At 49.2% G+C, this 23,206-nt stretch carries 18 protein-coding genes; 13 read left to right on the forward strand and 5 right to left on the reverse strand.

The window, feature by feature from the left end; all coding sequences use genetic code 11:
• Positions 1-89: 89 nt before the first annotated feature.
• Together ACKPVM_RS04800 and hybG are read right to left on the reverse strand one after the other, a co-directional pair.
• On the reverse strand, positions 90-2,012 hold the full coding sequence (locus tag ACKPVM_RS04800; RefSeq protein WP_409307404.1) for an FTR1 family iron permease: 1,923 nt from the start codon (positions 2,010-2,012) through the stop codon (positions 90-92).
• A gap of 85 nt (positions 2,013-2,097) precedes the next feature.
• Complete coding sequence (gene hybG, locus ACKPVM_RS04805; RefSeq protein WP_409307347.1) at positions 2,098-2,367, reverse strand: hydrogenase maturation factor HybG; 270 nt, start codon at positions 2,365-2,367, stop codon at positions 2,098-2,100.
• A gap of 466 nt (positions 2,368-2,833) precedes the next feature.
• On the opposite strand from hybG, the gene ACKPVM_RS04810 reads away from it, so the two are divergent.
• The 11 genes from ACKPVM_RS04810 (at position 2,834) to hycI (ending at position 14,289) form a co-directional block, all read left to right on the forward strand.
• The gene (locus ACKPVM_RS04810; protein ID WP_409307349.1) at positions 2,834-3,460 is read left to right on the forward strand and encodes a 4Fe-4S dicluster domain-containing protein; all 627 of its coding nucleotides are present in this window, start codon (positions 2,834-2,836) and stop codon (positions 3,458-3,460) included.
• Entirely contained in the window at positions 3,457-5,475 is a 2,019-nt protein-coding gene (gene hyfB, locus ACKPVM_RS04815; RefSeq protein WP_409307351.1) for a hydrogenase 4 subunit B, read from the forward strand. Before ACKPVM_RS04810 ends, hyfB begins: the two co-directional genes overlap by 4 nt.
• Before the next feature lie 61 nt (positions 5,476-5,536).
• On the forward strand, positions 5,537-6,484 hold the full coding sequence (locus tag ACKPVM_RS04820) for a respiratory chain complex I subunit 1 family protein (RefSeq protein WP_409307406.1): 948 nt from the start codon (positions 5,537-5,539) through the stop codon (positions 6,482-6,484).
• 16 nt (positions 6,485-6,500) lie between these two features.
• Positions 6,501-7,955, forward strand: coding sequence for a hydrogenase 4 subunit D (locus ACKPVM_RS04825; protein ID WP_409307353.1), 1,455 nt, complete (start codon positions 6,501-6,503; stop codon positions 7,953-7,955).
• A gap of 9 nt (positions 7,956-7,964) precedes the next feature.
• On the forward strand, positions 7,965-8,630 hold the full coding sequence (gene hyfE, locus ACKPVM_RS04830) for a hydrogenase 4 membrane subunit (protein WP_409307354.1): 666 nt from the start codon (positions 7,965-7,967) through the stop codon (positions 8,628-8,630).
• A gap of 5 nt (positions 8,631-8,635) precedes the next feature.
• On the forward strand, positions 8,636-10,204 hold the full coding sequence (locus ACKPVM_RS04835) for a hydrogenase 4 subunit F (protein WP_409307355.1): 1,569 nt from the start codon (positions 8,636-8,638) through the stop codon (positions 10,202-10,204).
• A complete protein-coding gene (locus tag ACKPVM_RS04840) occupies positions 10,197-11,936 on the forward strand; it encodes a hydrogenase large subunit (protein ID WP_409307357.1) in 1,740 nt (579 codons plus the stop codon). The genes ACKPVM_RS04835 and ACKPVM_RS04840 overlap by 8 nt, the downstream gene beginning before the upstream one ends.
• Positions 11,937-11,947: 11 nt before the next feature.
• Positions 11,948-12,532: a hydrogenase 4 subunit H gene (gene hyfH, locus ACKPVM_RS04845; RefSeq protein ID WP_409307358.1), complete on the forward strand. Its 585-nt coding sequence runs from the start codon at positions 11,948-11,950 to the stop codon at positions 12,530-12,532.
• Positions 12,529-13,320, forward strand: coding sequence for an NADH-quinone oxidoreductase subunit B family protein (locus ACKPVM_RS04850; protein ID WP_409307360.1), 792 nt, complete (start codon positions 12,529-12,531; stop codon positions 13,318-13,320). The genes hyfH and ACKPVM_RS04850 overlap by 4 nt, the downstream gene beginning before the upstream one ends.
• A complete protein-coding gene (locus tag ACKPVM_RS04855; RefSeq protein ID WP_409307361.1) occupies positions 13,317-13,793 on the forward strand; it encodes a formate hydrogenlyase maturation HycH family protein in 477 nt (158 codons plus the stop codon). Before ACKPVM_RS04850 ends, ACKPVM_RS04855 begins: the two co-directional genes overlap by 4 nt.
• Positions 13,786-14,289: a hydrogenase maturation peptidase HycI gene (hycI, locus tag ACKPVM_RS04860; RefSeq protein WP_409307362.1), complete on the forward strand. Its 504-nt coding sequence runs from the start codon at positions 13,786-13,788 to the stop codon at positions 14,287-14,289. Before ACKPVM_RS04855 ends, hycI begins: the two co-directional genes overlap by 8 nt.
• Before the next feature lie 208 nt (positions 14,290-14,497).
• On the opposite strand, the gene ACKPVM_RS04865 is transcribed toward hycI, so the two are convergent.
• Both ACKPVM_RS04865 and ACKPVM_RS04870 read right to left on the reverse strand, forming a co-directional pair.
• Positions 14,498-16,186: a methyl-accepting chemotaxis protein gene (locus ACKPVM_RS04865; RefSeq protein ID WP_409307364.1), complete on the reverse strand. Its 1,689-nt coding sequence runs from the start codon at positions 16,184-16,186 to the stop codon at positions 14,498-14,500.
• 398 nt (positions 16,187-16,584) lie between these two features.
• Positions 16,585-17,427: a lipopolysaccharide core heptose(II) kinase RfaY gene (locus tag ACKPVM_RS04870; RefSeq protein ID WP_409307366.1), complete on the reverse strand. Its 843-nt coding sequence runs from the start codon at positions 17,425-17,427 to the stop codon at positions 16,585-16,587.
• Between the two features lie 193 nt (positions 17,428-17,620).
• Between ACKPVM_RS04870 and ACKPVM_RS04875 the strand changes: the two genes are divergently transcribed.
• Together ACKPVM_RS04875 and fdhF are read left to right on the forward strand one after the other, a co-directional pair.
• Positions 17,621-18,163 carry a 4Fe-4S dicluster domain-containing protein gene (locus ACKPVM_RS04875; RefSeq protein ID WP_409307367.1) on the forward strand — a complete coding sequence of 181 codons (543 nt, stop codon included), beginning with the start codon at positions 17,621-17,623 and terminating at the stop codon, positions 18,161-18,163.
• A 38-nt stretch (positions 18,164-18,201) separates the two neighbouring features.
• A complete protein-coding gene (gene fdhF, locus ACKPVM_RS04880) occupies positions 18,202-20,352 on the forward strand; it encodes a formate dehydrogenase subunit alpha (protein ID WP_409307368.1) in 2,151 nt (716 codons plus the stop codon).
• Between the two features lie 37 nt (positions 20,353-20,389).
• On the opposite strand, the gene flhA is transcribed toward fdhF, so the two are convergent.
• Positions 20,390-22,561: a formate hydrogenlyase transcriptional activator FlhA gene (flhA, locus tag ACKPVM_RS04885; protein WP_409307369.1), complete on the reverse strand. Its 2,172-nt coding sequence runs from the start codon at positions 22,559-22,561 to the stop codon at positions 20,390-20,392.
• Positions 22,562-23,206: the final 645 nt, after the last annotated feature.

A 23,206-nucleotide genomic window follows, 5' to 3' on the forward strand; every position in this document is an offset into this window, starting at 1 on the left:
CAATGTTCCCTTAGCCTTCAGCAGACAGTCTGCTTAGAAAACAGTCGGGTAAGTAACGGTCGTTTTTCTGCTTTTCATTGCTTCCAGTATCAGATCGCCGCGGCTTTGCGCCGCATTACCCACAGTGCTGCCAATGCGGCGATTAATAGCACCCCTTGCGGGAGTAACGTTTCCACATAGGGGTATATCCCCAACCAACTGATTTCAGGCACACCCATCAGCAGCGTCGGTTCAAATAGTTTTCCTTCTACCAGCTCCAACACACCTTTGCCTGCAAAGACAAAAGCCATCAGATACATGAAGCAGCCGGTAAACATAAAGAAAGGTTTCAACGGCAGTTTGACGACGGTGAAACGCATGATCAGGTAAGCGATGACCAGAATCACACACCCGATGATAAACCCAGCCAGGATGGAAAGGTGCCCTGCCGCGTTACTGGCGTCACCGACCAGCGCGTAATAAAACAGCACGGTTTCCGCCCCTTCGCGGTAAACCGCCAGAAAGCTGGTCAACCACAGCCCGACCAACGAACCACTGCTCAAAGAGTGAGAGAGCTTGCCTTCCAGATAAGCTTTCCAATGGCGCGCTTCCACTTTAGACAGCAGCCAATAGCTCATAAAGAACAGCATGACGACAGCAATCAGCATCGTCACGCCTTCCAGCAGTTCGCGACTGGCACCTGAGTTCGTAAACAGCAGTTGAAAAATAACGGCGGTGACCACACTGCACAGCAGCGCGACATAAACAGACTGACGAATGAGTGGCAACTTGTCATGCTGATCGTTTTTCACCAGATAGGCGACAATAGCCGCGACAATCAGCAAGGCTTCCAGCCCTTCACGAACAATAATCAACAGGCTATAAATCAACAGACTCCAGTGCGTCTCACCACCTTCACCTAACATGGTGACCGCATTCGCCAGATCCTGTTTTAACGCCTCAGCCTGAGATTGGAGTTGCTCCATCGGTTGTCCTGCGCTCATCATGCTGACTAATCGAGTGAAATAACCTTCGAGCGTGGATTTGAAGGCCGCATCACGCGATCCGACTTTATTCTCCATCCCCGTCGCTTCAAACAGGTCAAAATAGGTATCCTGCACCGCCATAATGGCGGGTTTAACCTGACCTGCTTGGTATTTTTCCAACGCGGCAGCAATAGACTGATTGATATCAGACGAGACTTTTGCCCAATTTGCGTCAGGGATACCGTCAGCGGAAGAAGCATCACCGCCCATCGGGGCCGCACTAATCGGTTGGGTATCACGCGTTGTCGGCAGACCTGGAAGCACATCCTCAATATCCTGCAACAGCGTCGTGACGCGGTAAGCGACATCGGTAAGCTGATCGGGTTGGCTGGCTAGCGTAATTAATGAAGAGAATTGTTGATTGATAGAAGCGGCTTGTTGCGCAGAGCGATTCTGCCTCACCGACATTTCCATCTCTGAGTTCTTAAACCCGTCATAGTGCGCGACCTGCACACTCTGGCTGGCCTGCTTGTAATTACCGGCCTGATATTCACTCACCGCCTCGGCTAGATTATCGTCGATAATTTTAAAGCTTTGCTGCCAGTACAGTGCTATCTCAGTATTGTCGTAGGCACCGTGTTGCTCCTGTGCCACGAGTTTGTGACCATCGGATAGCACAGGTAATACCGCCGTCAGTTCGCCTTTCAGCCAGGTCACCTTCGCCTGCACATCCGCCAGCGGTTTACCTTCACCAATCATGCGACGGATTTCACCGAAGGTGGCTTCTAACTGATAGCTTTTTTGCGCGGATATATTAATACGAATAGGGCCTTCAAGGTTCTCAAACACCTCAAAATAGGCCATCTGAACTTCGACACGAGCGTCGTCTGGCTTTTGCTGTTCATACAACTGCGCTGTTTTATCCAGTCTGGACTGGATATCCTGAATAAACGCGGCGTAATCTGCCGCAACAGCCACAGAGCTAGTGAACAACCAGCACAATAGAAGAACGATATTCAGGGGAACAAACTTTTGCCAATTAGACATAATCATTGATAAAGCATTAATGATAGTTATTCTTATTATCACTTTGATAAATGAATAAGTCTTGATTTACATCACTAACCGCGCGTTATTGTCGCAAAAAAATTGTAACATCATGTTCCAATGCTTCCATTTGCCGTAAAGCATCCAATGTAGCATGGGCTTCTTGCTCATCCAGACGACTCATAGCAAACCCGACATGAACTAAAACCCACTGTCCAATAAGCTGTTCACTGTCGATACCATCCGCAACCAAGGCAATATTAACCTCACGTTTAACGCCACATACCTCTACCCATGCCGATTGTTGACCCGTATCCGCTAACGCGACGACTTTTCCAGGAATGCCTAAGCACATAATGTTTTTTCCGTCATAAGACACCAAACATATTCAAAGCAATATTTATGCCAAAACATAAAATATGCACATAAACCCATCACCAACGTCGTGTTAATTATGATGTTCTTTACATTAACCTTTAAACGATTTACATAAACCACATGAGTTCAAACGGTATTTCATCCCGCATCATGCCTGTAGCGGCTGCTTTCTCTCACATTGCATGCTCATCGTTATCAGCACCCTGTCAGCTCAGAAACACTTGGAAAATGATAGGCAATAAAGCATATCGGCACAGAAGGTCATCTTATCTCGTCAAAAGTGTCGACACCGCTGTCGAATGATTCAATCTTTCAGGATGCTTTCATAATCCCTTCTCACTCAATCCCTTATGTCATGCGCTCTACCAGCGTATTGACGTGACGTGGCACGGAATATGCTTTGATGCAGCTAACCTAAACCGACTCCCCCGGAGAATATGGCTATGAACCGCTTCGTCATTGCGGATCCTAAACGCTGTATCGGATGTAACACCTGCATGGCGGCCTGCACACAGGTACACCGTCGTCAAGGATTACAAACGCACCCAAGACTAACGGTCGAGCGCGATCTTACAGGTACAACCCCGGTGTTATGCCGACACTGTGAGGATGCGCCTTGCGCCAAAGTATGTCCGGTTAATGCAATTACGCATCAGGATCATGCGGTGGTGTTGAATGAAAGTACCTGCATCGGCTGTAAGCTTTGCGCTATCGCCTGCCCTTTCGGCGCAATTACGCCATCAGGCAGCAAACCATTAGCTATCCCGGCAACCTTTCAACAGAACATCCCCCTATCCGAACTTTCCGACGTGCCAGTCAGTGTCGCGTCCATCAATCCTTTTCTGGCGTGGAACGCTGGCGTACGCAGTATCGCCGTGAAATGTGATTTATGTGCCTTTCAGACTCACGGACCGGAATGCGTACGTGTTTGCCCAACCAATGCACTGTTCGTGATTGACGATCAAAAAATTGAGCAGTCTATTGCAGAAAAACGGCGACAAGCGATGGAGTGGCCCGCAGGCAACGCGCCTTTCCCACCAACCGAGATCGCTCGAGGGAATAAATTATGATGACATCTCTGGAATGGCTGACGTTGGCACTCGTACTGTATTGTAGCGGCGCGGTGGCATCGCTTTGTCTGTCGCGACATGAACCATTGGCAATTTTCCTAAGTGGCGTCAGTTCAACATTCGGTGGCCTATGTGGTATCGCTGCTGCTCTGCCTGTATTGTTGAATGGCCAAATGGTAACCGCTACCTTCGCTGGCCCCTTTGCCGATATCGCACACTTAACACTACGGTTGGATGCTTTAGCCGCGTTTATGGTACTGGTCATCTCACTGTTGGCCGCTGTCACCTCTCTCTATTCGCTGGCCTATTTACGGGAATATCGCGGTAAGGCGTGGGCAATGGGGTTCTTTATGAACCTGTTCATCGCGTCAATGGTGGCGTTGGTGGTCACGGACAACGCCTTCTACTTCATTATATTATTTGAAGTGATGTCCCTAAGTTCTTACTTCCTGGTGATATCCGATCAGGATGACGAAGCGATTAGTGCTGGGTTATTGTACTTTCTGATCGCACATGCCGGTTCTGTGCTGATCATGATGGCGTTCTTTCTGCTTTACCGACAGAGCGGTAGCCTGGATTTTGCCGATTTTCGCGACGTTTCTCTCTCTCCCCTTCACGCATCTATTATCTTTCTACTGGCCTTCTTTGGTTTTGGTGCCAAAGCCGGGATGCTGCCGTTACATGGCTGGCTGCCACGCGCTCACCCGGCAGCACCGTCTCATGCATCAGCCTTGATGTCTGGCGTAATGGTAAAGATTGGTATTTTCGGCATTATCAAAGTCGGCATTGACCTACTGGGCGCAACGGAAGTCTGGTGGGGGATCGTCGTGCTGGCGTTTGGAGCCGTCTCTTCAGTACTCGGTGTACTTTATGCACTGGCTGAACACGACATTAAACGTCTGCTGGCCTATCACACCGTGGAAAACATCGGCATCATTCTGATGGGTATCGGTGTGGGCATGATCGGCATTGCTACACACCATCCGCTACTCGCTACGCTTGGCCTGCTCGGTGGGCTCTATCACCTTCTCAACCATGCCATCTTCAAAGGTCTACTGTTCCTGGGGGCAGGCGCTGTTATTTATCGGCTGCACACCAAAGACATGGAAAAGATGGGAGGACTTGCGCGTTTGATGCCGTATACCGCCTTGGCTTTCCTCGTCGGCTGTATGGCCATTTCAGCGCTTCCTCCACTCAACGGTTTCGTCAGTGAATGGTTCACCTATCAGTCACTGTTCACGCTGAGCCATCAAGGCAGTTTCTCCCTGCGCCTTGTTGCCCCGATTGCCATCGTTATGCTCGCCATTACCGGTGCGCTGGCAGCCATGTGTTTCGTTAAAGTTTATGGCATCAGCTTTTCCGGTGCGCCACGTAGCGAAAAAGCGGCACAAGCTCGAGAAGTCCCTTGGTTGATGACCACGGCGATGCTGTTGCTGGCGCTACTGTGCGTTCTACTCGGTATCGGCGCGAGCGAAGTTGCGCCCATTATCGCCCGGGTAGCAGCCAGCTTGACCGAAACCACGGTACCGATCGTTGCACAAGGGATGCAGGTTTTCCCCGGCAATCCAGGCCAGACCACGCTGTCTACGCCACTCATTTTCATTCTGCTACTGACCTTGCCACTTCTGCCGTTGTTGCTGTATGTCGGCTGCAAAGGTACACGTCTGAACTTCCGCCAGCGGGGGACGCCATGGGCCTGTGGTTACGCTTACGAACCAGAGATGGCTGCCTCTGCTGCCAGCTTTACCCAGTCATTACGTGTGATGTTCGCACCGCTCTATCGAATTCGTAAAACGCTCGATCCGGCTCCGATAATGCAAACCGCACTGGAAAAAACCACATTAGCCGCTGGGCGCACAGAACCATCCTGGGATAACCGCCTCGTATTGCCTTTGGTGAATGCGGTACAGAAAGTCAGTCGGGCAATCCAATGGATCCAGCATGGTGATTTCCGGCTCTATTGCCTTTATGTCGTCGCCGCATTGGTGATCTTGCTATTGGTAACCATGGCCTAAGGAGAACATGATGATCGCTGAAAGTTCAGTCACAGGAACTGTCATCACCGAAGGCACGCCGATGCTGATAGTTCCTCTCTCGACGCTGATACTCTGTGCGCTATTGCAAGCGTTATGTTTGCTGGCTATCGCACCACTCATGTCAGGCATGGCAAGGGTGATCCGCGCAAAAATGCACTCACGTCAGGGGCCGGGTGTTTTACAAGATTACCGAGACATCTTCAAGTTGCTGAAACGTCAGGATGTGTCGCCTCAACATGCTGGCGGCGTATTCCGTCTGATGCCTTATATCTTGATCGGTACCATGCTGTTAGTCGCCATGACATTGCCTATCGTCACGAGAGTTTCGCCATTCGGCTCAGGCGGCGATGTTATCACCCTACTTTATCTGTTTGCCCTATTCCGCTTTTTCTTTGCCCTCGCTGGGCTGGATTCGGGTAGCGCTTTCGCCGCAATCGGTGCCAGCCGCGAGTTGACGCTCGGTATTCTGGTCGAGCCTATTTTAATCCTGGCGCTGCTTGTGGTGGCACTCATTGCAGGGTCTACCAATATCGGCAACATCAGCAACATGCTGGCAAGCCACACCTGGTTATCCCCCACCGCCACCGTCATGGCATTACTGGCTTTCGCGTTCGCAACCTTTATTGAGATGGGGAAAATCCCGTTTGATGTCGCAGAAGCAGAACAAGAGTTGCAGGAAGGTCCGTTAACAGAATATTCCGGTGCGGGATTGGCACTAGTGAAATGGGGGATCAGTCTGAAACAGGTCGTGGTGGCCGCATTATTTCTGTCTATTTTCATTCCCTTTGGTAAGGCAGAGACGTTCACATTTGCCGCGCTGGCCCTTGGTTCATTTGCCTTTCTCATCAAGCTGACCGTGGTGTTTTTCATCGCTGCATTAGTCGAAAACAGCCTGGCTCGCGGACGCTTTTTGCTGACGGGACACGTTACCTGGCTGGGCTTCGGCGTTGCTGCGCTGGCGTTCGTTTTTTATCTCACGGGTCTATAAGGAGTAAGCATTCATCATGGAGACGTTTATCATACAGAATGTTGCCCTTGCGACCATCCTGCTGCCATTCACTGGCGCATTATTGATCGCTATCCTGCCCCAGCGACAGGCTAAATGGCTGTGTTGCCTATTTTCTTTGCTGGCAACACTCGGCATGGGATGGATGGCAGCGGACTATTTTATCAGCGGCAAAGCCGACATGGTTTACACGCTATACCGCTATGGTCAGGCTGAGCTGTTTGGCTTTCAATTCGACAGGCTGAGCCTGCTGATTGGCTTTGCCGTGGTTTTCCTCGGTTTACTCGTCAGCATTTACTCCACTGGCTACCTGACGCAGGGCAACCGAGAACACCCGCACGAAGGCACGAATCGTTATTATGCTTTTCTGCTGGTGTTCATTGGCGCGATGGCAGGATTAACACTGTCCTCAACCCTGCTGGGGCAATTGTTATTCTTTGAAATCACTGGGGGATGCTCCTGGGCATTAATCGGTTATTACCAGAATCCAAAATCCCTGCGTTCTGCGCTGAAAGCCTTACTGATTACACATGTGGCATCAATCGGACTTTATCTTGCTGCTGCTTATCTGTTCGTGAATACGGGAACCTTCGCGCTCAGCGCACTGGCGCTACTGGATACCAATGGCAAAATTATCGTATTCGGCGGGATCCTGTTCGCTGCCTGGGGTAAATCTGCACAGATTCCGCTGCATATGTGGCTGCCAGATGCCATGGAGGCTCCCACGCCGGTCAGTGCGTATCTGCACGCCGCCTCTATGGTGAAAGTCGGAGTCTATATTTTCGCCCGCGCGATTCTATCGGCACAAGACGTTCCTGAAGTCATCGGCATCGTGGGTATCGTGATGGCAACCATCACGCTGATTTACGGTTTTATCATGTATCTGCCGCAAAAAGACATGAAGCGGCTGCTGGCTTACTCTACGATCACACAACTTTCCTACATTTTTTTCGCGCTATCGCTGTCGATATTCGGGTCACGCATGGCCTTCGAGGCTGGCGTGGCTTACATCTTCAACCACGCTTTCGCCAAGAGTTTATTCTTCCTGGTCGCGGGTGCCCTTAGCTACAGCTGTGGTACCCGTATGTTGCCGAAACTAAAAGGCATGATGCGAAAAATGCCGCTATTAGGCGTGGGCTTCTGCGTTGCGGCATTGGCGATCACTGGCGTACCGCCCTTTAACGGTTTCTTCAGTAAGTTCCCACTATTTGCTGCTGGTTTCTCTCTCTCGCGAGAGTACGTCTGGATGTTACCACTGCTCGTGATCACGCTGATCGAATCGGTCGCCAGTTTTGCCTGGTTCCTCTACTGGTTTGGACGCACGGTCCCAGGAGAACCATCAGAAGAAATTGCCGCTGCCACACCGGTGCCCTGGTCTATGCAAGGGGTACTCATCGTGCTGATTATCATGTCGGTCTGTTCAAGCGTTATTGCCGCCGTCTGGCTGAGCTAAGGATGATTGATGACTGGATCTCTTATCGTGAACAATTTGCTAGTAAATAACCTGTCCGGGTTGCTGATTATCACCTCCTTATTGGTCATCGCTGCCCGTCGTCCCGCGCTTTCTGCCTGTTTATACGCCTTACAGTCGCTGGTTCTGGTGCTCATTTTCATCTCACTGGCCGACCTGCTACAGGCGCACGAATTGTATCTCTGGTCAGTGAGTGCATTTATTACCAAAGTCATACTGGTGCCAACCATTATGTACTGGGCATTCCGCAAACTGGATGATCCGCTGGCGGACGGCGGCGTGGTAAGCCCGGTGGTTATCGTATTGCTGGCGACGCTGATCGTGGTGCTGAGCTACTTCGTGGTTGAACCTGTAAAACTACCGATCGTCAGTACGCTGAAACCCGCACTGGCGGTATCGCTCAGTCATTTCATGATCGGTCTGCTGTGTATCGTCACGCAGCGCAATATTCTCAAACAGGTATTCGGCTATTGCCTGATGGAGAATGGCGCACACCTGACGCTGGCGCTGCTGGCGAATCAAGCACCGGAACTGGTGGAGATTGGTATTGCCACCGATGCCATTTTTGCCGTGATCGTGATGGCACTGATGGCCCGCAAAATCTACCGGACACTCCACACGCTGGATGTACAGCAACTGACGGCGTTAAAAGGGTGAATGACATGACCAATACCGACTTACTTCTCATCCTGCTGGCAACACCGTTTGTTGCTGCACTGCTTGCCTTTCTCTGTCGATTGACCGGCCATCAGGCTCGTCAACTGGTTACCGTCATCCATCTACTGGGTATAACGCTCCTGTTGCTCGTGTCTTTATCGTTAGTTTGGCAGGTTTATCAGAACGGTGAAATACTGGCGATCCACAACTGGCTGCATCTCGATAGCTTAAGCGCCCTGTTTCTGGCAATCCTCGGTATTATCGGCTTTATTACCGGCGTCTATTCGATGGGATATATGCGCCATGAAGTCAACAGCGGCGAGATCACCATCCCAACCTTATGTTATTACTACGGTTTCTTTCATCTCTTTCTCTTTACGATGCTGTTGGTGATAACCAGTAACAATCTCATCCTGATGTGGGCTGCTATCGAAGCCACAACCCTCAGTTCCGCCTTTCTGGTGGGATTATATGGGCAACGCTCGTCGCTGGAGGCCGCGTGGAAATACATCATTATCTGTACCGTCGGCGTCGCATTTGGGCTGTATGGTACAGTACTGGTGTATGCCAATGCGGCAAGCGTCATGTCGGAGCCAGGTAACGCCATCTTCTGGACAGAAGTGCTAAAACACGCTGACGAGTTGGATAGCACGCTGATGCATCTGGCGTTTATTTTTATTTTAATCGGGTTCGGCACCAAAACCGGGTTATTCCCCATGCATGCCTGGTTACCGGACGCACACAGTGAAGCGCCAAGCCCGACCAGTGCATTACTTTCCGCTGTTTTGCTTAACTGTGCGCTGTTAGTCATAGTGCGTTATTACATCATTATCAGTGCCGCCATTGGTACTGAGTTTCCGCGTCAGTTGCTGCTGGTGTTCGGGATGCTCTCTGTCGCGGTTGCTGCATTCCTGATTCTGGTTCAGCGGGACATGAAACGTCTGCTGGCCTATTCAAGCGTTGAAAATATGGGATTAATTGCCGTTGCGCTGGGCATCGGCGGGCCGCTGGGCATTCTCGCGGCGTTACTGCATACCCTGAATCACAGCCTGGCAAAAACGCTGCTGTTCTGTGGCTCCGGTAATGTTCTGTTGAAATACGGGACGCGTGACATGGATGCGGTAAAAGGCATTATGCGCGTGGCACCACTCACCGGCGCGTTACTGGCTGGTGGAGCGCTGGCTCTCGGCGGTATGCCGCCATTTAATATCTTCCTCAGTGAATTCATGACCGTCAGCGCGGGCATCAGCGCCGGTTATCTCTGGTTGATCATCGCATTACTCATCTTGCTCACTATCGTACTGGCGGGTCTGGTTCGAATGGTTGCAGGAACCGTATTGGGTAGCAGCCCGGAAGCCGTGAGTAAAGGCGAACTCGGTATCTTGACCACCGCGCCCATGGTACTGCTGCTGGTTCTCATGTTAGTCATGGGCACCCACATTCCTCAACCCGTTATTCAGCTACTGGAAAATGCCACGACTGTCGTACAGAACACCAGATCGGATAGCCATTTTACCCCGCTGGCAGAGCATTCGTCGTTAACCCCTTCCCGTCAGGAGATGTACCGTGATTAATGAACCCCCTGTTTCCAGCCCGTTTTCCGCAACTGACAAACTCGGTGCAGGCTATGTCGCACAGGTCAGACAGAAATTTCCGGCTGCCGTTCTGGAAGAGGCGTGGCAAACGCATAATCAGCTCACACTGACGGTAAAGCTGGATTCGCTACCGGAGGTCGTTGAGTTCCTCTATTACCAGCAAGGCGGTTGGCTATCAGTCCTGTTTGGCAACGATGAACGTTCTCTGAACGGCTGTTTCGCTATCTATTATGTTCTTTCAATGGAGGCGGGAGAAAAATGCTGGGTTATCGTTAAGGCGCTGGTCAATGCGGCAAATCCAGAGTTTCCGTCGGTAACGCCTCGTGTACCGGCGGCAGTTTGGGGCGAACGTGAAGTTCGTGACATGTACGGTTTAATTCCGGTTGGTTTGCCCGATGAACGTCGTTTAGTGCTGCCAGACGATTGGCCGGACGATCTCTATCCGCTGCGCAAGGATGCCATGGACTACCGCCGACGCCCTAAACCCACGCGCGAAGAAGAATCTTACTCGTTCATTAACGAAGGTAGCAATGAAGCACGGGTGGTTCCCATCGGGCCACTGCATATTACGTCTGATGAACCAGGCCATTTCCGTCTGTTTGTTGATGGCGAACAAATTATTGATGCGGACTATCGGTTGTTCTACGTCCATCGCGGTATGGAAAAGCTGGCAGAAACACGGATGGGTTACAACGAAGTCACTTTCCTGTCGGATCGGGTGTGTGGCATCTGTGGGTTCACCCACAGTGTGGCTTATACCTCATCCATTGAAAATGCATTGGGAATTGTTGTTCCCCCGCGTGCTCACAGCATCCGCAGCATTTTGCTGGAGGTAGAGCGACTGCACAGCCATCTGCTTAATATCGGCCTCTCCAGCCACTTTGTCGGCTTTGATACCGGTTTTATGCAATTTTTCCGTATTCGTGAAAAATCGATGACAATCGCCGAAATCCTGACCGGCGCTCGTAAAACTTACGGGCTCAACCTGATTGGTGGCATTCGTCGCGATATTCTGAAAGACGACCGATTAAAAACCATCAAGCTGATTCAGGAAATGCGGGCCGACATCACCCAGCTTTCCGATATGTTGCTTAGCACGCCCAATATGCTGCAACGTACCCAAGGCATCGGCATTCTTGATAAAAAAGTCGCCCGCGATTATAGCCCGGTAGGTCCGATGATCCGTGCCAGTGGCTTTAAACGGGATATGCGTATCGACCATCCTTACGCCGGTTATCTGGATCTCCCGATGGAATTGCACCATCTGGATGCGGGCGACGTTTACTCGCGGGTATTGGTTCGGGTACGCGAAGTGTTCACCTCACTGGCAATGATCGAATACGGTCTGGATAATTTGCCGGAAGGCCCTCTGCTTAATGAACATTTCACCTATCAGCCACACAAATTTGCTCTCGGTTTCTCCGAAGCGCCGCGTGGCGAAGACGTTCACTGGAGCATGACCGGCGATAATCAAAAACTGTTTCGTTGGCGTTGCCGCGCGGCAACCTACGCCAACTGGCCAGTACTGCGTTATATGTTACGCGGCAACACCATTTCCGACGCACCGCTGATCATTGGCAGCCTCGATCCCTGTTACTCCTGTACTGATCGGGTAACGTTAGTCGATGTACGCAAAAACAAAATCACCACCGTGCCCTATAAAGAGATAGAACGTTACGGCCTGGAACGCACCAACTCGCCGCTTAAGTAGAGGGATGAATCATGCTGAAACTGTTTAAAACACTCCTCAAGGCGGGGAATAGCACGGTGAAATACCCGTTCAAACCGCTGGAGGTCACGGCAGGATTTCGTGGCAAACCCGAGTACAATGCCGAACAGTGTATCGCCTGTGCGGCGTGTACCATGGCATGTCCGGCGAATGCGCTGACGATGGAAACCGATATCGCTAGCGGCACGCGTACCTGGCAGTTGTTTCTGGGTCGGTGCATTTTCTGCGGACGCTGTGAGGAAGTGTGCCCGACACGCGCAATCGTGCTATCGCAAGAGTTCGAGATGGCCGTAAGTAACAAAGCCGATCTCTACCAACGGGCAACGTTTACGCTACTGAACTGCCATGTTTGTCATCGACCTTTCGCGCCACAAAAAGAGGTGGAATATACGATGGCGCTACTGACGCAGTCCGGGCTATCCAAAGAGGAAATCGACTCGCAGCGCTCCCGTTTTGAAACCTGCCCTGAATGCAAGCGTAAACAAAATATGAACCACAAGGGCAATGTCATGCTGAGTCAGTATCTTTCGCCCGCAATCGGTCAATCATCCTCTTCTTTAAAAGGGAGCAAATCATGAGCACCCTGCCCACCGGTGTCGATCACTATCGCACCACCCCGATTACACTCGATGAACAGTCGCAGAAACTTAAGAAAACGCTGCTGAAAGATATCCAACGTTCTGCTTACGTTTATCGCGTGGACTGTGGCGGCTGTAACGGATGTGAAATTGAGATTTTCGCGGCGATTACGCCGTTGTTTGATGCAGAGCGATTTGGTATCAAAGTCGTTGCCTCGCCGCGTCACGCCGATATATTACTGTTTACTGGCGCAGTGACTCGAGCAATGAGAACACCGGCATTGCGCGCTTATGAATCCGCCCCCGATCCGAAAATTTGTATCTCCTACGGTGCCTGCGGCTGTGGCGGCGGCATTTTCCATGATCTTTACTGCGTATGGGGAGGAAGTGACACCATCGTGCCAATCGATGTCTACATTCCTGGTTGTCCTCCCACGCCAGCGGCCACCATTTACGGCTTTGCCGTCGCACTCGGATTACTGGAGCAAAAACTACACGGTAGCAACCACCAGCAAAGCGAACATGAGAAAGCCGCATTAATTCATCCCGATGTGCCGTTAGATTTGCGCATTCTGCTGGAACGAGAAGCTCGCCGTATGGCGGGATACCGTCAGGGCAGAGAAATTAGCGATGCGTTTCTGGCCCGACTGGAAAACCAGTCATTAGAGGGATTAGATCAACGTATCGCCAATTGGCTACAGGAACAAAACGATCCTCGGCTGAATGAAATTGTTGGACAATTACAGCAAATCTATTTGTCATTGCTGAATGGAGAACGCTACCGATGAGTACCCAGGTCATTTTCTATGCATTGAACAAGAAATTTCTTGATGAGCAAGATAAACCCAAAGGAAACGTGCCAGAGAAAGCCCAGCAGGTGATGTATTACTCATTGTCTATCGGCCATCATGTTGGTGTCATCGACTGCCTGAAAAAAATACTCGTTTGTCCGCTGGATGACTATAAACGCTGGATAGCACAGCTTCCTGAAGGTGAAGCACAGCGGAAAATGGCAGGCTTAATGAAATTTGGCGAAATAATGATTGATAGCAGTCATACCAAACTGCTGGGTTATGCGTTCGGTTCACTTAACGTAGAACAAGATGGTTTAAAACAAGGTAGTTTAAAACAAGACAATTTAAAAAAAGGCAATTTAAAAAAAGATAGTTATGCGCAATGGACTCAAACGTTACTGGATTATCTGGCAGCCATTGAACAAGAAACCGCACTTTATTTAATGGTGAGACGCCTCGATGACTAATCTGAAATTAGACATAAATGACGAATCACGATACGACAACATGGTACTGACGGTCGGCAATAGCATGATGGGTGACGATGGTGCCGGGCCTTTACTGGCCGAACGAATGACGCAGCATCCTGTGGCTGGCTGGTCAGTGATTGACGGTGGGGCCATCCCCGAAAATGCAGCACATCTATTACGGAAAAGTCATCCCAAACGGTTACTGGTCGTCGATGCAACCGATATGGGGCTGGCGCCGGGAGAAATTCGAATTGTCGACCCATCGCGTATTGCACAAGATATGCTGATGAACACCCACAATCTGCCACTCAATTTTCTTATCGAACAATTACAGGAAGATATTCCTGACGTTATTTTTGTTGGTATTCAACCTGCACTGGTCGCATTTTATTTTCCAATCAGTGCCGAAGTCGAACAGGCGGTGGAACAGCTTTACCAACGCTTAAGCGATTGGCAAGGAAATGGGGGATTTGAGGAGTTATACCCAAAATAATTCAAGTTTCAGGAAGGCGGCAAGAGAAGGAATCCCGATGAGCTTACTTGAGTAAGTGATTCGGGTGACTGAACGCAGCCAACGCACATGCAACTTGAAGTATGACGGGTATATCGTAATCATGACAACGCGGTAGCCATCATTAAGCTACCGCGTGTATGACCATCAAAATCACAGACTCACGCTATCCATATCACTAAACATCAACTCAGAACTTCTCCCAGTTATTGCTATGCCCGTCCGTCGATACAAGTGAAATATTCGTGCTACGCCGTGATACTGCCGGTTCGCTCACCATCCGTGACGGCGGAGAAATGCGATCGGCTCCTGTCAAAAGAGGTGTATCAGTCCCCAGTTGAAAAACATCCACCGCCGCAGAAAGCTCTTCCGTCTGTGCGTCCAGTCGTGCAGCCGACTCAGCCGCTTCCAGCACCAATGCGGCGTTTTGCTGGGTAACGCTGTCCATCTCATGTACCGCCTGGCTTATTTGCGTAATCCCGCGAGTCTGTTCATCCGTTGCCGCCGCAATCTCGCTAATCAAATCATTCACATGAGCAATCGCATCAATAATCGATGTCATCGCCTCACCGGAGTGTTTAACCTGATCCGATCCTGTTTCCACTCTCTCGACCGACTCAGCAATTAACGCTTCAATTTCTTTTGCCGCTTGAGCGCTACGTTGCGCCAGATTACGCACTTCGCCTGCAACTACCGCAAACCCCCGCCCCTCTTCACCCGCTCTAGCCGCTTCAACGGCCGCGTTCAGTGCCAAAATATTCGTTTGGAAGGCGATACCATTAATGACCGTCGTAATATCCGCAATTTTACGCGAACTGGCACTGATATTATTCATGGTCGCCATGACGCTACGGCTAAGCTCGCCGCCTTCTTTCGCCATATTAGAGGCATCCTGTGCCCGCTTACGAGCCTCATGAACATTATCAGTCGTATGTTTTACCGTCGCGCTGATCTGTTCCATGCTGGCAGCCGTCTGTTGCAATGCTGCGGCTTGTTCTTCCGTGCGACTGGACAGATCGTCATTGCCATTCCTGATATTTGAGGTGCCATGACCAATCGCAGTGGCGCTCTCACGAATCACCGTGACCGTATCACGCAGGCTTTTTTGCAATGATTTGATATCGGGTATTAATCTGCCTGCGCAGTTACGGCCGAACTCCGCCAATTCACATCCCAATCTGCCGGCAGTCAACTGCCCCAAGTGGGATTTCAACACGGCAATCGGTATGACCAGATAATTTCTCAGATAATATTCCGTGAAAATCAGTATCAAAATACCGATGATCATGGCACCTATCAGCATATTACGATTACGTTCGTTGTGTGCGTTGATATCAGGAATAACATTCGCATCCATAACCTGATCGGTATAGCGTTTAATGTCATCACCGAAGGCTAAACTCACCGGTGGGTAAACGCCTCGAAAGACTTGTCGAAACCCTTCAACATCATTGCGTTGTAGCGCACTATTCATCGGATCAATCGCCGTCGTGATTAACGTTGACCAGGTGTTTTTTACCGTATTCATCGCATCAGGATCTGAACCGACATGCTCCGATTCACTGAATTTTTCCAATGACGACTTAGTATTGTTTATGGCTATTTGCGCCATATCCAACGTCTTTCTGGCGTTCTCAAGATCGTTGTGCTGCAAATAGTCCATCGTGCGTTCCATTCGAGTCACGGCACGAAAATATTGATCTGACCCATAGACCAGGTGGGAATACGTTTTCCGTTGTACTTCGCTTTTATCAAGCAGATGAGTGACCTGATACAGAGAGTAAAGGCTGAACCCTGACGCCACACCCCATGCCAACAATAAGAATGCCACGATAATTAGCACCATGAATTTTATGCTAATGTTTTTCAGAAAACTCATAATACACTCCGCGAATTTATCAAATAAATTCCACGCCAACTCGGGCCTGGAAAGTATTCGTTTTTAATCACCACTGTGTAGCCTTAACGTTTCGCATTCGGCGGTGCAACGAGAACACGCAGGCATTCCGGAATCCCTGATTCAGATACCGATCAAAATAAAATTAGAGATGCAGCAAAAACGACCAATAGCGTAACGGTTCAACAACTGATGCCTTCCCTGTCCTGATATAACACCTGTTATTAAAATGAAGTATAGGCATGAATAGATAACAATGAGGGGGATTAACTCAGTTTTATGTCAAATTATGACGAGAAGATGAAAGGCTGAATCTGGCCGTTTCATCGCCGGAACCAACCGACGACGAAACGAGCCAATAGAGAGGCTATTGAGCAGACTTAACGCTTTTTACCACGTATTTTCCTGGAGAAATCCCGGAAGCGGTTACGGAAGCCAATGAGGGAATAAATGAAATTATGCATTTTTAAATCAATGTCATAAAACTTTTTCAATGCAAAAGCATCGTTCACCTGACAGATCGTCAAGCTACCTGAATCAGACAAATCAATCACGCGTATCCCATCCGTACTAAGGATGAGATTACCGGGATGGATATCATTAGACGCTAATCGATGACGATGCAAGTTCTCAACACAGGCTTTAATTTCAGCTTTATAGGGAGACAAATCATGCAGTTCGGCCAGCGGTGTCCCTTCAATGTATTCAGCCAGAACATAAGTTTCCTTGGCTTCGCGGTGCCTGACTTTTTCAGCAACCGCATAGATGTTTGCCGTTCTCGTGCATCCTTGTTTACGCGCTGCCGCAACACGATAAATTAACCGAGAGTAATAAGGACCAAAGATAAAGCGCGATATCCGCTTCTCTAATCTTGGATCCAATTCTTTTTCCCATTTCAGTACATATTTTGTGCCCTCAACATCAATTAAATAGACTTTACGATCTTCACTGCCACTGTTGAGAGGCTTATAACTTATTTTCCCCTGAGAAAAATCGCGCAAAATCTGTACATAACCCCCATTACGGGATTTTTCATAAACGTGAAAACCGTTTATCTCTTTTCTGATTATGGTTTCTGACATGACAATACCTGTCGTTATTATTTTGATCCCCGACAAAATATACGTTTCAGGAAAAAAACTCTTAACATTAATTGTCATGAAACTGTCACGAAGATCATTATTTGCTCTATCACTTATTTTCGTCAGATCTGCCGAAATCACGTTTTTGTCGTCGTCACCCTTGCCTACATCATCCTGAACATACGTTCAAAAACACTAAATTTATATATTATTCAGCCAATTACATTTTAATGCGCGTATTGGCATAAACCCTGCTTTATATAAGGATATGTGTCACTGCTCCACTATTTCGACACCACGCTTTTTTATCTGGGCCTAGGTCGGAGACGATGTCATGAACCGGTTCGTTATTGCAGATTCCCAAAAATGTATTGGCTGTCGCACGTGCGAAGTCGCCTGTGTATTGGCGCACAGCGACGGAAAGACAGCCTCATTATCCCCTGAACACTTTTCACCACGCCTTAAGGTCGTTAAAGGGTTAAGCATTAGCACCACCATACAATGCCGCCAGTGTGAAGATGCCCCTTGTGCCAACGTCTGTCCGAATGGCGCTATTACTCATGCCGACGACAGCATTCAGGTTCAGCAGGAAAAATGCATTGGTTGTAAAACCTGCGTTGTGGCCTGCCCTTACGGTGCTATGACCGTGATCAGTAAACCCGTTGCCCGTATCAGCCATTATCAGGTGTTGGGTAACAGTATCAAAGCCGAGGCGCAGAAATGCGATCTTTGCTCAGGGCGAGCGGCGGGACCGGCTTGCATTGAGGTTTGCCCAACGAAAGCCCTACATATGATCAGCCGTGATGATATTCAGGCCATGATCCAACGAAAACAACGGCGTGCGGCGCTCGATGAAGCCGCAGGAATGCAGTTCTGAACAGTGCCACCAAGGTACGCTGAAGGAGAATAATCATCATGCAGAAAGTGATCACTGTCTGTCCTTATTGCGGGTCAGGCTGCAAAATTAACCTGCTGGTAGAAAACGGTAAAGTGGTAGGAGCCGAGGGTGCCAATGGCGTCACTAACGAAGGTGAACTATGCCTGAAAGGCTATTACGGTTGGGATTTTCTCAACGACACCAAATTATTGACGCCACGCCTAAAACAACCATTGATTCGTCGTCAGAAAGGCGCACCATTTGAAGCCGTTTCCTGGGATGAGGCGATTGAATTTGCGAGTTCCCGGCTGCGGGCCATTAAAGAGAAATATGGTGCCGACGCGATCATGCATACGGGTTCATCGCGCGGACCAGGTAACGAAACCAATTATGTGATGCAGAAATTCGCCCGTGCCGTCACCGGCAATAACAATGTCGACTGCTGCGCCCGGGTCTGTCACGGCCCTTCCGTCGCGGGTTTACAGGTTACGCTGGGCAACGGAGCCATGAGCAACTCCATCTGCGAAATTGAACACACCGAATGTATTCTGGTGTTCGGCTATAACGCCGCTGACTCGCACCCTATCGTCGCTCGCCGGATTCTGAAAGCCAAAGCACGTGGCGCTAAAATTATTGTGTGCGATCCCCGCCACATTGAAACTGCGCGTATCGCCGATTTATGGCTACCGCTAAATAACGGTTCTAACATGGCGCTAGTCAACGCATTTGCCAATGTGCTGATTAATGAGGGGCTGTACAACAAGGATTATGTTGCACGTCATACAGAGGGTTTTGAAGAATACCGTCAGATTGTTGCCAAATACACACCAGAATATGTCGCGGAAATCACCGGGCTATCGCCACAGCTGATTCGTGATGCGATGCGTATGTATGCCGCTGCGCCCTCGGCAACTATTTTATGGGGCATGGGTGTGACCCAATGGGGTCAGGGTGTTGATGTAGTGAAAGGCCTGTCTGGTCTGGCTTTGCTGACAGGTAATTTAGGTCGACCCAATGTGGGAGTCGGCCCAGTACGTGGTCAAAATAACGTGCAGGGTGCCTGCGATATGGGTGCGCTACCTAATGTGTACCCTGGTTATCAAAAAGTCACCGACCCTGCCGTTTTGGATAAATTTGCCAAAGCCTGGGGCGTTGCCAGCCTGTCAGATAAAGTCGGTTATTCCCTGACCGATGTGCCGCACAAAATTAAAGAAGGCAAGATCAGAGCTAACTACGTGATGGGGGAAGATCCGCTGCAAACTGAACCGGATCTCTCCATGATGCGAGAAGCATTCAATGAGTTGGAACTGCTCATCGTACAGGATATCTTCATGACCAAGACGGCATCCGTTGCCGATGTCATTTTACCCGCCACATCCTGGGGTGAACATGAAGGGGTTTACTCTGCGGCTGACCGAGGCTTTCAACGTTTCTATAAAGCGGTTGAGCCACAAGGGGATGTCAAACCCGACTGGGAGATTATCAGCTTGATGGCAACGGCGCTCGGATATCCCATGCACTACAACAACACGCAAGAAATCTGGGACGAGCTTCGTCACCTGTGTCCGCTCTATTACGGCGCTACTTACGAAAAAATGGCGGGTTTGGGTTATATCCCATGGCCTTGTCTGACCGAAGAAAGCCCAGGTACGCCTTGGTTGTATGAAGGAAATAAATTCGATCGCCCCGGAGGCAAGGGCTTACTGTTCGCTACCGAGTGGCGGCCACCGATGGAGTTGGTGGATGATAGTTATCCACTGGTACTCTGCACCGTGCGCGAAGTCGGACATTACTCCTGCCGTTCAATGACAGGTAACTGCACCGCACTGCAAACGCTGGCAGATGAGCCCGGCTATGTTCAGGTCAATCCAGAAGATGCCGAACGATTAGGCCTGCGCGATCAGCAACTCACCTGGGTTTCCTCACGTCGCGGTAAAGTCATTACGCGTGTCTCCGTCAGCGAACGGGTGAATAAAGGCGCGGTTTACATGACGTATCAATGGTGGATTGGCGCATGTAACGAACTAACGTTGGATCACCTCGATCCTATCTCCAAAACGCCAGAATATAAGTATTGCGCCGTCAAGTTAGAAGCAATTGACGATCAACAAGCCGCAGAAAACTACGTGCAACATGAATACAGTGAACTGAAAGCGCGGCTGCGTAGAGCCGCAGAAGAAGTTAATTAACTGATACAGAGCGGTCAGATTTTCTGGCCGCTCTGCGTTATTCCATATCTTCGATGGCTTTAACCGAAATCCCCATCCGCTGCATACGCGATAATAGCGTAGTCCGTTTTAACCCCAGTTTGGCCGCAGCCCCTTTTGGCCCGGCGACAATGCCATTCGTCTCTCTAAGCACACGGATAATACGCTGACGTTCAGACTCTTCTTCATCATCCTCCGCTATCGACGGTGGCATGACCGTATCCTGTACCGGTATTGATGATGGTTTCGGTGTATCCAGTAATGAAACGGGATGCTGTAGCTCAGACAATTGTAAATTCAGCGTCGTTCCCCGAGTCAGGATCACCGCCCTTTCAATCACATTTTCTAATTCACGCACATTTCCCGGCCAAGGGAGCTTGCTCAACTGGCGCAGCATTTCAGATGGAATGCTATCAATCGTTCGGTTCATCCGGCGCGCGATCTTGCGGGTAAAAAACTTCGCCAGTAGCGGAATATCTTCGGGTCGCTCACGCAAGGGCGGTATCACTATCGGGAACACATTCAATCGATAATACAGATCGCTGCGATATTCCCGCTCAGCCACCATTTGCTTCAAATCCCGGTTGGTGGCGGCAATCAGACGAACATCGACCGGAATGATTTTGCTGCCGCCAAGACGTTCAATTTCCCGTTCCTGCAAAACGCGTAGTAACTTAGGCTGTAACTCCAGAGGAATATCCCCGACTTCATCCAGAAACAGCGTGCTCTTGTCAGCCAGTTCAAAACGCCCTTGTCGCTGACTGGACGCCCCGGTGAATGCCCCTTTCTCATGGCCAAACAAATCGCTTTCCAACAAACCAGACGGGATCGCCGCACAGTTCATTTTCACCATCCGATTAGCGTTGCGTGGACTCAGGCTGTGGATCGCTCGGGCAATAAGCTCTTTCCCGGTCCCCGTTTCGCCCAGGATCAGTACGGTGCTATCGCTGGCTGCCACCATCTCCACCTGCTCAAGCACATCACGAATCGCAGCACTACGGCCAATAATCTCACCAAACGCATCTCCGCCGAGACTTTGGGTATGCTCAGTGAGTTGTTCTGTCAGGTAGAAGTTTTCGTGAATTAGACTGTCTTTCAAACGCGTGATTTGTTCATACGCCAATGCGTTATCCAACGCGATAGCGATGCGCGCCGCAATCTGCTGCAAAAGTTTCATTTCCGTTCGGCTAACGGTTAATCCACTACTGTGCGCTAACTCCAGGACACCTAATACGCGGTCACCAAACGATAGTGGCAGCAAACAGGCATATTTCAGATTGTGATCAAACCACTGGGCTAAATAGCGAGGCTGTTTCGGCGAAATATTGTGGTCATCATGCCCGATGAGCAGAATCTTATTGTCCCGTATCACGGCTTCTGCTTGAGTATCAGATAGCTTAAGCACACCCTCTTTTAACTGTGGCGAACATCCGGAAAGATAATGAGTAGCATAATATTTAAGCGTTTTATCGTCATCATCAACGTCATGCAACGCCAACGCCACAAAATCAATACCGAAAAAACGATGAATTTCTTTTGAAACTTCCTGCGCCAATGCCGTTAGCGTTAGCTTAGAAATCACAGTATTAGTGACATCGACCAGAATACGGAAATGATCTCGCTCATGGCGCAATCGCTCCTCCTCAAGCTGGGCCTGCGTTCGTTCACTAATATGTTCCAGCGCCAACGTCATCACATCAGAAAGTGACTTGAAAAATAGAATTTCACTATCGTTAAATAAACTGCCATCCGTCTTAATGAATTCGACGCCCCCCAGCGAACGCTGCGGCGTCAATAAAGGAAACTGACAGTAGTCACTTAAACCTGCGTAAGCAGGCAGTCCGACAAGATGGGAAAATTCCCTTTGAAAATGAACCCGATCACAGTGTAACGGCGTATGAGTATTCCATACGATGCCGCCGGGCCCATCCAATAACAACGACGTTTCCTCACTGCACAGGGTTCTGTTTCCGTGACGATCGTAGCGATAAAATAACGTTTGGTTATGCAGAGGATCGATCAAAAGCAAGTTAACTCGCCCAAATCGCACAACAGAGAAAGACAAATTATCCAACACTTGTAGCAACGCTTCGATACTTCGCTGCTGGAGCAACGTTTGTGACACCTTCAGCAGGGCATCCTGCCACAGAATCGACAACCGAGATGGAGAATCTGTCAATCGTATCGCCATAACCACCGCAAAAAGTCATTATGATTACTAAGGGTATAGACAGTGTAGGAGTTAATGCGCGGAAATCCTATGTCATGATGTTGATAGCTTGATCTGAATCGCCATTAACTCGAAGATTTATCAAGAGGAAGGAAAATACAATGATGAATAATCCTCATTTTGCAGAAAAAAAGAAGATTTCTGGGAGAGGAAATATCGTCTTCTCACTCTTTGATAAATAACGCTTTACCCATCTTTACCTTTGAACACGGCTACAATAAACAAACAACAATTTCACAAATATAGAAATAATATTTAATCACCAGGTGCATTTAAAAACATTTCTCAGAACAAAATCACAACTAAATTAAATATTTCATCCAACTTGTCATCATCAATTGAATGAAATAACATCAATTAAAAATCACAAAAACCAAAACCAGGCAAACAAAAAATCAGTTTTTAAATTAAAATAATCAAGCTTATTTAATTACAATCAAGAACATTTATCTCCCTTCCCCATTGCATAACGCATTGACATTCATTTTTTGCATGACGAAGTTCACAATTGCATTTCAACTCAAAGAAAAAAAATGTAAAAAGATAGATTCGCTGTAATATCGGCGTGCAGACACAACACCCCAATAACAGGCCAGGGTGACGAGC

The sequence above is a fragment of the Pectobacterium hainanensis genome, from assembly GCF_046237015.1.
In the GTDB taxonomy this organism is placed as follows: Bacteria; Pseudomonadota; Gammaproteobacteria; order Enterobacterales; family Enterobacteriaceae; genus JBJYIN01.